Here is a 12,093-nt window from a genome sequence, read left to right as displayed (position 1 = left end):
CGCGCGAGACAGCACCAGCTAGACACCGGGCATTCCCGGCTCATCCCTGCTGGGACGAGTTCGGAAAAAGGCTCTGAGCCAGGGCCAAGGTTTCGGGATGGTCTGTGCCCAACACCCGCTTGCGACGTTGGAGAGTCTCCTCGTCAAGAGCGCGCGCCTCCTGGAGACTGCCCTCCCGGCGCAGAATTTCAGCGAGGATGGCCGCCGCCCGCAGAGTGCTGCGGTGGTCGGGACCAAGCCTGCGGCCGAGCTCGGCAAGGGACAGGCGACCCGACGTCCTCGCCTCGTCCAGTTCTCCGAGATTCGCGAGGTCGAGAGCGAGTTGGGCCTTGGTAATCAGGGTGTCCGGATGATCGTGACCAAGCACGACTTCCCGGCGGTCCAGGACCTGGCGGTGCAATGCCCTCGCAGCTTCGTGTTCACCAAGCTCGGACATTCGATTAGCCAGATTGTCGGCGGACAGCAGGGTCCTGGGATCATCGTCACCGAAGATCCGCCGCAGGCGAGTGAGAGTGTCACGGTTCAACTGCCGTGCGTCCTCGTATCTCCCGAGGTCGGCCATGGCCCTGGCGCAGTTGCCAGCCGAAGACAGGGTTTCCGGATCGTCCGGACCGAGCAGGCGCTGCAAGCGGGCAAGTGTGTCCGTCTCGATGCCCAACGCGTCGGGATGCGCCGGGGGAAGCGTCGCCGACTGGCGCCGAGCTGCCCGCAGGACATCCAGATCGTCGCTGCCCAGCGATTGGGTCCATCTCTCGCGAGCTGCGCGGGCGAGTTCATTCGCTGATGCGGCCTGTCCGGACAGCTCCAGATACCGGGCGGCATCGAGAACGACTCTTCGATAATCCTGGCTGCCCGCGTCGGCGGATCCGGGCGCCAGCCGTAGATGCGGGCCGACGTGAGCAGTCAGGACGGACCACTGCGGCCAGAGGGTCAACTCAGAGGGGTCGTCGGATCGGTTCGCGGCGAGCAATTCACCGGCCAACTGCCACTGCCTGCTTCGCGTCCGTACGGTGAGCAGGTCGCGCACGACTGCCGCCGTCGTGCGGTGCACCACGAGCGACCCTCCGTCCGAGTCGAGCCGCGCAAGGCCGAATTCCACCAGCCGCCCCACCGATGACCTCAGTTTGACGGGTGAGGCCTTGGCGAGGGCGCTTCGACTTCCCTCCTGCGGCATACGAGTGAGCCAGGTGAAGGGAATCGGCTCTGGTCCCAGGAACGAACACAGATTCAGGATGCTGACCCCGACGGGATCCTCGACACTGAGCCGTTCGACGGAGAGCGCGACCACCGCGGCCAACGACAGTTGATACCCGACCGGCCTGCCGCGGTCCAGAATCTCGATCGCATGTGCGTCGATCGCATCGACGTACTCACTGGGCCGCATGCCCGTCGCCACCATGAAACCCGCCGCCTGCGCTACCGCCAGGGGCAGATCGCCCACCGCGTTCGCGACCCTGTCCGCGTCCGACGGGCTGATCCCGCCCAACTGCGCTGTCAATAAGGCCACCGACTCTGTCCGGGAGAATACATCCACTTGAATCAACGCTCCTAGCTGATTCCAGTAGTTGGCTCGCGAGGTGATCAGCACTCGACCAGCACCATCGGGAATTGCCGGAGAAACGAGCTCGGTTCCCGGCATGTTGTCCAACACCACCAACCAGCCCCGGTGGCCGCGCAGCCAGCCCCGAGCCTTCTCGGCAGCATCCTTGACTGGTGTTCCTTCGGTCGCTTCACCCACTTCGACAGCCAACGCCGCCAATTGTTCTGTTACGAGCGGAGGCTGTTCGGCAGCTATCCACCAAATCACGGAAAAGCGCTCTTTGAATCTGTGCGAATATTCGACTGCCAAACTTGTCTTACCGGAACCACCGATGCCCTGCAGACAGACGACAGATGATTCGAGTCGCAGGTGGAGCTCGTCCAGCATCTGTTCTCGGCCCGTGAACAACGGATTCCGATTCGGCATACGACGCGGGCCCGGCTGCTCAGTCTCGGCGGGGACAACGCTCTTGGATCTCCGGCGCGGCCACAGCAACACCGCCTCGGATCCCACACACATCAGAGTTATGACGCCTAAGGTCAACCACGGATTCTGTCGCACCAGCTCAAGGGCCCTGGGCCAACGCTGCTGGTCGGAAGCTGCGTTAGCGGCAAGGCCGCCCAGCGCAGCCAATATCGGCACACCGGCCACGACCCATCCGGCCGAGCGACGACCATCAGAACCCATGGACGAATCCCTTCGCGGCACCGTCCCCCACATCCAACAGGACGTGGCGTCCGGTGTCACTGACCGTTCGTCAGGTCCTCGGGACGTGAAGCGCCCTGGGCAGGGTGTGCCCAGGGCGCTGCGCCCGTCCTCGATGCGACCGGTCAGGCCGGGATCAGGACGGCCTCGCGGAGCAGGCGGCGGGCCAGGGTGACCCGGTCGGCGTCGTCGGGCAGGCCGGGCAGGTCGCCGACCCGGGTGACCACTCCGCTGAGCAGGGCGCGGGCGGCCGGCTCGCAGGTCACCGGAAGGGTGATGGTGCGGTCGAAGAGCCGCAGCGCCACGCTGTCCGACCCGTGTGGCACGAGCTGCCACCGCAGGCCCGGCCGCACTGTGAGCCGGGAGTCGGCGTCCAGTGTGGCCAGCGCGTCGGCCTGGGCGAGTGGTCGGATCGGCGCCGGGCGGGCGGCCGGCCAGGCGCGCTGGCGCAACCGCGCGGCGACGGCGCTCGGGTCGGCCCGCAGCAGCCAGTCCCGCAGCGCCTCCACGGTCTCGGTCAGCTCCGGCTCGATGGCGTCCGGGTCGGCGACGTCGGTGCCGAACGGCAGGCTGGCCCGCAGTCGCTGGTCCTCGGCGGACAGCGCCAGCAGCTCCTCGACCAGGGCGTAGCGGGTGAGCGCGCGAATGCCCACGGTCAGGTGCAGCGAGCTGGCGTCCTGTGCCTGCGCGCTGTGCAGCCATCCCCGGGGCAGGTAGAGGGCGTCACCGGGGGCGAGCACCACGTCCAGCGCGGCCGGCCCCTGCGCGGTGGCACCGACCTCGTCGGCGCGTCCACCCCACGGCTGCTTCTCCAACGGGTCGGGCAGGACCGGCGGGTGGATTCGCCAGTGCTTGCGGCCGTCGACCTGGAGCACGAACACGTCGTGGGTGTCGTAGTGGGTGGCGAAGCCCTGGCTGCCGGCCGGTGTCAGGTAGGCGTTGATCTGCAACGGCTGGTTGAGCGCGAGGCCCAGGTCGCGGGCGAAGTCGATGAGCGGCGGCCAGATCCGGTGCAACCCCTGCAACACGAGGGTGGCCCCGGACGCGTACTGCTCCAGGACCCGCTCGTCGAGCACCTGGTCGCCGATCTCGGCACCCGCGCCGCCACCGCCGGTCCAGCGCGAAGCCGCGACCAGCTGGCCGTCCTTGGCGACGCGCAGAAACGGGGTACGCAGACCGCGCCGGCTCAGCAGGTCGTCGGCGTCGGCGGGGCTGAGCAGGTCGGTGAAGCCGGCCAGGTCGGGCAGTTCGGCGGCTCGGGACAGCAGCGGGGTGTGCCCCCAGTACGCGGCGGCGAACTTGGCCGGTTCGACCGAGACGCAGCGGGCCAGCGCCGCGGTGGCCTCGGCGGACGGAACCGCCGGGCGACCGTGGTGGCCGCCCGGCGGGTCGAGGTAGGTCATGGCGAGCCGCTACCGGGCGCTGCCGTCAGCGCCACCGTCCTGCTGGCCCGGGGTGGCACCGCCATCGGCGGGACCCTCCGCGCCGCCATCGGCGCCACCGTCGTGCTGACCCGGGGTGGCACCGCCATCGGCGGGACCCTCCGCGCCGCCATCGGCGCCACCGTCGTGCTGACCCGGGGTGGCACCACCGTCGGCGGGACCTTCCGCGCCGCCGTCAGCGCCACCGTCGTGCTGGCCGGGGGTCGCACCGCCGTCGGCCGGACCCTCCGCGCCGCCGCCGCCGGTGGTCTGCATGTCGTCATCGTTGAGTGCCATCGGTACTCCCTCGGGTGTGCCGCCCCGCCGTACGCCGGGGTCCGTCGTGCTGCGGGTGGTACCCCACGCGCGATCTTCTCTAACCCTCACCGTAGACGCCGAACCGGGGCGACACGGGCAGTTCGCGAGCGGCGGCGGAGAGTGCCAGGACGGGTTGGTGATCCTGGTGGGGTGTCGCGGGTGCCCGCCGAGGACGACTGAGAGCCCGCCCGACAGCGGTCGGGCGGGCTCGCGGTGTGTCAGACCGTCACGGCAGCATCGTGGCGAGGTCCTTGGGCATGGTGTCCTTCACGTCCTGCCACTCACCCTGGGTGACGTGGCGGCGCAGCGTGTCCAGCACCACCTGTGTCACCCGCTCCGGGCCACCCTCCGCGTCGTACGGGAAGCCCTGCCGAACCTCGTAGAGGAAGTCGTCACGGTTGAGCTTGATCGGCACGTCGGACGGCACCCAACCATCGAAGTAGATGCCCCGTACCAGCACCGGCAGCTGCTGGGCGAACTCCACGCTCTCGTCCACCGGCAGCCGGTCGCGCAGCAGGTGCAGCACCGTGCGCAGGGCCGCGTACGACTGGTTGCGCCGTTCCTTCGGCCAGCCGTAGGCGTTCTCGATGTCCTTGAGAATGAGGTTCGTCTTGTCCAGCGAGGACTCGAACGCCGAGATCATCGAGTCAGCCATCGGTCGACCCCCGTTCCGTGGTGTCCCACCGTCGGTCGTCGGCGCGGCGCGGCGGCCCCACCGGGCCACGGCGGGCCCGCACCGGGCTGCCCTGTGGTGCGCGCCGGGCGTTGTCGGGCGTGCCGACCACGTGCAGGACGGCACCACGCCGTCGATCCGTCACCACTCGAACCGTCATCCCCGTCACCTCCGTGTCGTCTCCGGCGTCGGCCGCCCGTGGACGGCCGTACCCACCGCGTCCACCCTGCCGGTGGGTGGGGTGAGTCGTCCCCACCCTGATCGGGTGAGGTCAGTCGACGTCGAGGAGAGCCGCGAGGGTCGTGGCGTTGGTCTGCGCGTAGTCGCGGTAGCAGTTGTTCATGAGCACGTGGGTCTGGCCGGCCTCGTCGGCCAGCTCGCGCAGCTTCGGCGCCCAGTCGGCCAACTCGCGCTTGGAGTAGTGGTAGCCGAACTTCTCGTGGATGTCCTTGCTGGTCCACTTGTCGCTGTGCCCGTGGAAGCGCATGACCGCGAGGTCCGCGGTGGCGGCCAGCACCGGGGGCAGCGACGAACGGTGGCCCTGCGGCATGTCCACGCAGACGTACGGCAGTTTGTGCTCGCGCAGAAAGGCCAGGGTCTCGTCGGCGTTGTCGCCGTCGAACCAGGAGGCGTGCCGGAACTCGTACACCGGGCGCAGCGGCGCGCAGCGCTTCGCCACCTCCAGCAGGTACTGCTTGTTGGCCCGCTTGATGGTGAACCAGGGTGGGAACTGGAACAGCAGCGCGCCCAGCTTGTCGGCCTCGACCAGCGGGTCCAGCGCGGACAGGAAACGCGTCCACACCTCCTCGTACGACTGCGCGGGCAGGTCGTCGGGGTAGACGTTCTTCTTGTCGGTCTCCGGGCGCAGGTCCTTGTAGAGCGCGCTGACCCGGGTGGGGTGCCCGGTCAGCAGGCTGAACGCCTTGACGTTGAAGGTGAAGCCCGCCGGGGTGCGTTCGGCCCACAGCCGCGCGGTCGCCTCGGCGGGCGGCGAGTAGTAGGTGGCGTCCACTTCGACCAGCGGGAACTGCTTGGCGTAGTAGGCCAGCCGCTTTTCCGGGGTGTCGGCGGTCTGCGGATACCACCCCGAGTCCAGCAGTGTGCGGTCGGTCCAGGACGCGGTGCCCACGAGGATGTCACCCATGGCTGAAGTCCATCGCGTCCCGGACCGACCGGCAACCGCTGAGGTGGCTCAGGCCGCCCGCCGCTCGCGAGTCTGCTTGCACGTCACACAGGTGGTGGCGGACGGGAAGATCTCCAGCCGCTCCACCGGGATCGCCGCCGAGCAGCCCTCGCACCAGCCGTAGGTGCCCTCCTCGAGCCGGCCTAGGGCGTGCTCGTACTGGGCGCGGCGGTCGAGGATGGTGCGCAACAGGGACTGGGCGGTGTCCCGCTCGGCCGTCTTGGTGCCGCTGTCGGCCTGGTCGTCGCCGGCGGTGTCGCCGACCTCCACCAGCCGCAGCACCTGGCTCTGGAGCACCGCCTGGTCGTACTCCGCGGTCAGCTCGTCGTAGCGTGCCTGGAGCGACTGTCGGATCTGGTCGATCTCCGTCTGGGACCGGGCCGTACCGACCGTGTCGTGGACGAGCATCGCTGCCTGCCTTTCCTGGGCCTGTGGCACAAGGTGAACCGGGTGCCGGCGGCGCGGGGCCCCGGTCACGGTCGCGTTCGGTGCGCGGGCGATCACCCGTGCTCTGTGAGCCGGGCGAGTACCCGCCGGACCAGCCGGGCAAACCGACGAATTCTCGGTTGTTGTCAGTCGTTTTCGCCGGGCTCCACGAGCGCTGGTCGGCGGGGGTCGTCGGCGCGTATCACGACGTCGGCGAAGCTCGCCGGGGCGACCTCCTCGGCGTACCGGTCGAAGGCCGGCAGCGCCCACTGCTGGGCCGCTTCGGTGCGTCGGCGAAGCGCCGCCGGGGACAACTCCAGGTGGACGGTCACGTCGAAGGGCAGGCCGCCGCCGAGCAGCAGTGAGCCGCTGACCAGGACGACACCGCCGGGTGCCAGGTCGACGTAGCGGGCACGGCTGGCCCGGTCGGCGTCGGCGTCCCAGAGCGACGGGAGCAGCCGGCCGTTGCCGCCGGCGGCGGCCGGGTCGAGCACCTCCCGGCGCAGCCCGGCCTCGTCGACCCAGGCCTCGTAGAAGGAGTCCGGGTTGGTGCGCCCCAGCTCGAAGCGCAGCGACGCGGGGCGCAGGAAGTCGGTGGCGCGGACGTGCAGCACCGGGTGGCCCTGCGCGCGCAGCGGGTCGACCAGCGCCGCGGCCAGTTCGTCGGCGCCGGCGGCGGGGGCGCCGTCCACTGCCACCCGCAGCCGCGCGGGCCCGGCGGCGGCGCTCGCGGCGCGGGTCGCCGCGTCGGCCAGCCGGCCGGTCAGCTCGGTGACGAGCAGGTCGGGCGAGATGGGGCGGATGCGCACCGGACCATCCTGCCCCGCGCCGGGTGCGGAGGTGTCGTCGGTCAGCCGCTGCGGTCGATGGTGACCCGGGCGTCGTCGGCCAGCCGGTAGCCCACGCCATAGACGGTGGTGACCAGTGGGACGTCGACGCCGACCTTGCCGCGAAGCCGACGCACGTGCACGTCGACGGTGCGCACGCCGGCGTGCTCGTAGCCCCACACGGCGTTGAGCAGTTGCAGGCGGGTGAACACCCGGCGCGGGTGGGCGACCAGGTGCAGCAGCAGGTCGAACTCCAGCCGGGTCAGCGGCAGCGGCTCCTCGTCGCGCAGCACCGAACGCGACGAGGCGAGGATGTGCAGGGCGGGGATGGTCGGGCTGATCGGGCGGGCCGGCGACCGGTTGGCGGGCGCCTGGTCGGGGCGACGTTCGGTCGGGACCGAGCCGATGATCACGCCTTCGCCCCGCTCCAGCATCTCGCGAGCGGCCTCCAACAGCCGGCGTGCCGCCGGGGTCAGCGACTCCTCACAGGCCAGTGGGATGGACAGCGTCACAGTGAGCACGGGCGCGGCGGTGTTCGCCGGGCGACGCTGGCCGCCGGGAGGTCGACCGGGCACCGCGGGTTGGGACGTATGCCATCCGGCACGCGACGAGGCGGGGCTGACCGACATGGTCCTCCTTGGGCTGGTCCGGGTATCTCCCCACGGCCCGGGACGCCGCTTCATCGATGCTTCCCGGCGCCTGGGCGAGGGTCAAGAGGCGGCTGCGTTGCATGAATGTGACAATTGACGAACGCATCGGAGCCGGATGCTCGCTCTGCGTACGAGTCCTGATGATTACAGCAGAGTCGTCGACATGCCCCGTTACGGGGGTCCCCGACCGGTTCACCAGGCGGCCACATCGCCTCCGGACCAGGGCTCAGCTGCCGTGATCCACGCTGATCAGGGCCTCGTCGGCCAGCCGGTAGCCGACGCCGTAGACGGTGGTGACCACCTCCGAACCGGCCAGTTTGGCGCGCAGCCGGCGGACGTGCACGTCCACCGTCCGGGCCACCGCGTGCTCGTAGCCCCAGACGCTGGAGAGCAGTTGCAGGCGGGTGAAGACCCGGCGGGGCCGTTCGGCCAGGAACAGCAGCAGCTCGTACTCGATGCGGGTCAGCGCGATGTCCCGATCGCCCTGGCGGACCATCCGCGAGCCGGCCAGGATGCGGACGTGGTCCGGTGCGGCGGGGCGCGGGGCCGGCCGCGGCCCCGACGCGGGCTCCTCCACGGCCTGCAGTTGACCCTCCCCCGATTCGGCCAGCTCGCCGAGCAGCTGCACGAGCCGGGCCAGGCGAGGGCTCAGCGGCCCGGGGACGAGGTCGAGGGTGATGGTCAGGGTCGGGCTGGTGCGCGGACGGGCCGACGGACGCACGCCGGGGTGACGGCGCGTGGGGATGGCGACGACGGACATGGTGCCTCCTGAGTGGCGGTACGCGCGCCACGCCGGGTGTGGCGTGACGGTCAGCGGGGCGCCCACCCGGCGTTGACCGGGGACGCGAGGGGTGAAGGGTGGTGCAGTGGGGTCGGGCCGAGGGCCGGTAGGCCGGCGATGCGCCAGGCCGCGAACCCACCGACCACATCGGTGGCCCGGTGCAGCCCGACGTCCTGCAAAGCGGCGGCGGCCAGGGACGACGTGTAGCCCTCCTGGCAGAGGATCACCACCGGCACGTCGTAGTCGACGGCCTGCGGCAGCCGGGCCGCGCAGCGTGGGTCGAAGCGCCACTCCAGCACGTTGCGTTCGACGATGAGGGAGCCTGGCACCACGCCGTGCGCGGCCCGCTGTGCCGCCGGGCGGATGTCGACGAGCAGCGCTCCGCCCCGGTACGCGAGGTGCGCCCGCTCCGGGTCCAGCCGGCGCAGCCGGGCCCGCGCGGCGGCCAGGATCTCGTCGATGCCCCGGGATCCCGGTGGCGGCACGGGGGCGGGACAGTGCTCGGCGGTTGTCTGCATTATCGGATTCCTTCCGGTGACAGGGGGTTCTCGGGGCGCGCGACTACCAGGACCGACCGGCCTCGGCGACCTCGGCGACCCGCAGCCGCCCGTCGAGGAGGTGATAGCGGGTCATCCGCAGCAGCGCCGGCCGGTAGACGTGCACGCTGACCGCCGCATCGACGCCCCGGTTGGTCACCTGGTGTACGTGCCGGGGGCCGAAGCGGCGGCCCGCACCGGCCGGCAACAGTCGGGGGCGCAGTCGGCCGGCGCTGACCGTCTCCTCGGTGAGCACGCCGCTGACCACTCGGAACGCTCCGGAGGAGCCGCCGTGGTCGTGCAGGTCGGTGCCCTGCCCGGGCAGCCAGCTCAGCGCCCACACCTCGTGTTCGTCGCCGACGGCGAGACGGGCGTACCAGCGCTCGGCTGGATCGAAGCGCAGCGCGACCGGCCAGCCGGCCGGGTCGGCCCACCCGGCGGCAACGGTGAGCAGGTCGGGCTCCGGACGGTGGTGCGTCATGGCGGTTCCTCGCGGGTCGTTCGGCGGGGTGCTCTCGTACTCTAGACGGCAAAGCCTATAGGTTTAGTAGGTAATTCCGTCTGGTGGGACGCAGGTCATCCGCTCGGGTGAATCAGCGCAGCACCGGGGGGTCCGCGCGGTAGCCCGGCAACGAGGGCCAGCGCACTGTCAACACCACCGACGCGCGCTCGGCGAACCAGGAATGGTCCACCCCACGCGCCCACACCACGTAGTCGCCCGGAGCGGCCAGCCGCACCGTCCGGTCCGGCAGCTCCACCCGGAAACACCCCTCGACGAGTACGAGCAGAGTGGTGCGCACCTCGCCGGTCGCCCACCGCGACCGGGCCTGCCCGGGCGGATGCACGCCCCACTTCACCTCGACGTCGGTGCTGTGCCGGATCTCCCCCGGCGGCGCGAAGTGCCCGAGCAACCAACCAGCGTTGGTGGCGCCGTCCACGCCCGCGTTGCCCACGTACACCGTCTCACCCATCGGACCCCTCACCCTGCGCGCCGGCCGAGCAACCTATCAGGACCGGTGTGGCGGGGACGTGTACCCCGGATCCTCGTCGAGCCGAGACGAGGCCCAGACGGCGATCCGGCAAGGCGGCTGGACGTCCGGATACCGGTGTTGCATCCGGACGTCCAGGCAACGCTGCCGGGCGTCGTCCGGGTCCGTCGTCGGCGGGCGAGGATCCGGGATACACGCCCTATCCTGGACCGGTGACCGAGAACCTCGACGCCGAGACGCTGGCGTTCGCGCACCGCATGTTCGACCTGGCCCGCGCCGGCACCACCGACGAACTGGCGGCGCAGATCGACGCCGGCCTGCCGGTCAACCTCACCAACGACAAGGGCGACACGCTGCTCATCCTGGCCGCGTACCACTCCCACCCGGACACGGTGGCCGCCCTGCTCAGCCGCGGCGCCGACCACACCCGAGCCAACGACCGAGGTCAGACCGCATTGGCAGCGGCGGTCTTCCGCAGCAGCGCCGAAGCGGTCCGCGCGCTTCTCGCCGCCGGCGCGGATCCGGCACACGGCAACCCGTCGGCCATCGAGACGGCGCGCTTCTTCGACCTGCCGGAGATGACAGAGCTGCTGCGCGTCGGCTGACACCGGCACGGCCGGCCGGTATACAGGGTCGGTGGAAGATCCCCTGCCGGAGCAGATGCGGGCGGCCGCCACCTCGCTGCTGACCGCGCTCGACCCCGCCGCCCGTGAGAGCGCCGTGCACTCGTTCGACGACGAGGCGGCCCGACGCTGGCTGGAATACCGGCCCCGACCCCGACCGGGCGTCTGCCTCGCCGAACTCGACGTCACCGCCCGCAAGGCCGCACACCGGTTGCTGGCCACCGCGCTCAGCCCCTCGGCGTACGCACAGGCGATGGCGATCATCTCACTGGAGGAGGTGCTGGACCGGGCCGAGGGCTGGCAGCGCGGGCGGCACAGCGCCGACTACTGGGTGGCCGTGTTCGGTGACCCCGCGCGCGACGACCGCTGGGCGTGGCGACTCGAAGGGCACCACCTGTCGGTGAACATGACAGTGGTGGACGGTCAGGTCTCCCCCGCGCCGATCTTCTTCGGCGCCAACCCAGCCGCCGTCCGCTACGCCGGCCGGCCGGTCTCCCGCCCACTCGGTGTCGAAGAGGACCTGGCCCGCGCCCTGCTCGACGCGCTGGGCCCCGCCGAGCGGGCTGCCGCGATCATCGCCGACGAGGCCCCGGCGGACATCATCAGCGCCACCCGTGGGCGGGTCGACGCGCCGCTGGAGCCCCTCGGCGTACCGGCACAGCGACTGGGACCGACCGGCCGCGCCCTGCTCGACCAGGTGGTCGCCCTCTACCTCGACCGGTTACCGCCCGAGCTGGCCATCCGGGAAGCGACCCGACTGGACTCCGGCCCGTTGCACTTCGCCTGGGCCGGCCCGACCCACCCCGGGCGGCGGCACTACTACCGGGTACAGGGCGACGACCTGCTGATCGAGTACGACAACACCACAGCGGACGGCAACCACGCGCACACCGTGCTGCGCCGCCCCGCCAGCGACTTCGGCGCCGACGTCCTGGCAACCCATCACCAAACCCACCCTCACTAACCCACCCCTCACCGCCCTCGCCCTCGCCCCGCCCCCGCCCCGCCCCGCCCTCGCCCCGTCGATCTTAGAGGTGGAGTCTTCGCTGGTAGTGGGCTGTTTTGGCGCGGTGCTGGTGTCGGCGTCGCCATCGTGGTCATCGATGGGTGTGGTCGAAGGGTCGGATGGTGGTGATCAGGTGTGCCAGGAGACGTCGGACCTCGCCGAGGGTGAGAGGAATGAGACCCTCTTGCTCGAATCCGGCACCACCCCTTTTTGGCGTGTGCGGCGGTGACGGCGAGGTAGGCGTGGGCGCACAGAACGAGTGTTATGTGCCGGTACCAGGCGTCGTAGCGACGCACCTGGTAATGGTCCAGGCTGACCTCGGTCTTCGCGGTCTGGAAGCATTCCTCGATCGCCCACCGGGTTCCGGCGATGCGGATGAGGGTCTCGTCGCTGGTGTCGGCGGGGGCCGAAGCAC

At 70.8% G+C, this 12,093-nt stretch carries 15 protein-coding genes and 1 pseudogene; 2 read left to right on the top strand and 14 right to left on the bottom strand.

All coding sequences use genetic code 11. The annotated features are described in order from the left end of the window. Window positions 1-40: 40 nt before the first annotated feature. From fxsT to ACIBEF_RS22090, 13 genes are all read right to left on the bottom strand, one after another. Window positions 41-1,966 carry an FxSxx-COOH system tetratricopeptide repeat protein gene (gene fxsT / locus ACIBEF_RS22150; protein ID WP_396795146.1) on the bottom strand — a complete coding sequence of 642 codons (1,926 nt, stop codon included), beginning with the start codon at window positions 1,964-1,966 and terminating at the stop codon, window positions 41-43. Between the two features lie 404 nt (window positions 1,967-2,370). Beyond that, window positions 2,371-3,648, bottom strand: coding sequence for a cupin domain-containing protein (locus ACIBEF_RS22145; protein WP_396795078.1), 1,278 nt, complete (start codon window positions 3,646-3,648; stop codon window positions 2,371-2,373). A gap of 9 nt (window positions 3,649-3,657) precedes the next feature. Continuing rightward, window positions 3,658-3,963 (bottom strand): hypothetical protein, encoded by a 306-nt coding sequence (locus ACIBEF_RS22140; protein WP_238672152.1) that lies wholly within the window; start codon window positions 3,961-3,963, stop codon window positions 3,658-3,660. A 247-nt stretch (window positions 3,964-4,210) separates the two neighbouring features. After that, window positions 4,211-4,639, bottom strand: a complete 429-nt coding sequence (locus ACIBEF_RS22135; RefSeq protein WP_396795077.1) for a DUF2267 domain-containing protein — start codon at window positions 4,637-4,639, stop codon at window positions 4,211-4,213. After that, complete coding sequence (locus ACIBEF_RS22130) at window positions 4,632-4,817, bottom strand: hypothetical protein (protein WP_396795076.1); 186 nt, start codon at window positions 4,815-4,817, stop codon at window positions 4,632-4,634. Before ACIBEF_RS22130 ends, ACIBEF_RS22135 begins: the two co-directional genes overlap by 8 nt. Window positions 4,818-4,928: 111 nt before the next feature. Further along, window positions 4,929-5,801, bottom strand: coding sequence for a DUF72 domain-containing protein (locus ACIBEF_RS22125; protein ID WP_396795075.1), 873 nt, complete (start codon window positions 5,799-5,801; stop codon window positions 4,929-4,931). A 48-nt stretch (window positions 5,802-5,849) separates the two neighbouring features. Beyond that, window positions 5,850-6,248, bottom strand: a complete 399-nt coding sequence (locus ACIBEF_RS22120; RefSeq protein ID WP_124823205.1) for a TraR/DksA C4-type zinc finger protein — start codon at window positions 6,246-6,248, stop codon at window positions 5,850-5,852. 164 nt (window positions 6,249-6,412) lie between these two features. After that, on the bottom strand, window positions 6,413-7,075 hold the full coding sequence (locus tag ACIBEF_RS22115) for a uridine kinase (RefSeq protein ID WP_396795074.1): 663 nt from the start codon (window positions 7,073-7,075) through the stop codon (window positions 6,413-6,415). A gap of 41 nt (window positions 7,076-7,116) precedes the next feature. Further along, window positions 7,117-7,722, bottom strand: a complete 606-nt coding sequence (locus ACIBEF_RS22110) for a winged helix-turn-helix domain-containing protein (RefSeq protein WP_355007887.1) — start codon at window positions 7,720-7,722, stop codon at window positions 7,117-7,119. A 247-nt stretch (window positions 7,723-7,969) separates the two neighbouring features. Next, on the bottom strand, window positions 7,970-8,503 hold the full coding sequence (locus ACIBEF_RS22105; protein ID WP_396795073.1) for a winged helix-turn-helix domain-containing protein: 534 nt from the start codon (window positions 8,501-8,503) through the stop codon (window positions 7,970-7,972). A gap of 50 nt (window positions 8,504-8,553) precedes the next feature. Further along, window positions 8,554-9,042, bottom strand: coding sequence for a rhodanese-like domain-containing protein (locus ACIBEF_RS22100; protein WP_396795072.1), 489 nt, complete (start codon window positions 9,040-9,042; stop codon window positions 8,554-8,556). Window positions 9,043-9,085: 43 nt separating this feature from the next. Next, on the bottom strand, window positions 9,086-9,541 hold the full coding sequence (locus ACIBEF_RS22095) for a cysteine dioxygenase (RefSeq protein WP_396795071.1): 456 nt from the start codon (window positions 9,539-9,541) through the stop codon (window positions 9,086-9,088). A 112-nt stretch (window positions 9,542-9,653) separates the two neighbouring features. Next, window positions 9,654-10,031, bottom strand: a complete 378-nt coding sequence (locus ACIBEF_RS22090; RefSeq protein ID WP_030490949.1) for a signal peptidase I — start codon at window positions 10,029-10,031, stop codon at window positions 9,654-9,656. 275 nt (window positions 10,032-10,306) lie between these two features. On the opposite strand from ACIBEF_RS22090, the gene ACIBEF_RS22085 reads away from it, so the two are divergent. Next, entirely contained in the window at window positions 10,307-10,654 is a 348-nt protein-coding gene (locus ACIBEF_RS22085) for an ankyrin repeat domain-containing protein (protein WP_396795145.1), read from the top strand. 31 nt (window positions 10,655-10,685) lie between these two features. Further along, window positions 10,686-11,636: a DUF3500 domain-containing protein gene (locus tag ACIBEF_RS22080; protein WP_396795070.1), complete on the top strand. Its 951-nt coding sequence runs from the start codon at window positions 10,686-10,688 to the stop codon at window positions 11,634-11,636. Window positions 11,637-11,896: 260 nt separating this feature from the next. Here ACIBEF_RS22080 and ACIBEF_RS22075 read toward each other — a convergent pair. Continuing rightward, window positions 11,897-12,093 (bottom strand): annotated as a pseudogene (locus tag ACIBEF_RS22075) (IS701 family transposase); the annotation flags it as partial.

Origin of the sequence: Micromonospora sp. NPDC050795 (assembly GCF_044456785.1) — a bacterium.
In the GTDB taxonomy this organism is placed as follows: Bacteria; Actinomycetota; Actinomycetes; order Mycobacteriales; family Micromonosporaceae; genus Micromonospora.
The sequence above is the reverse complement of the archived record's forward strand: the minus strand, read 5'-3'. Positions and strand labels throughout refer to the sequence as shown.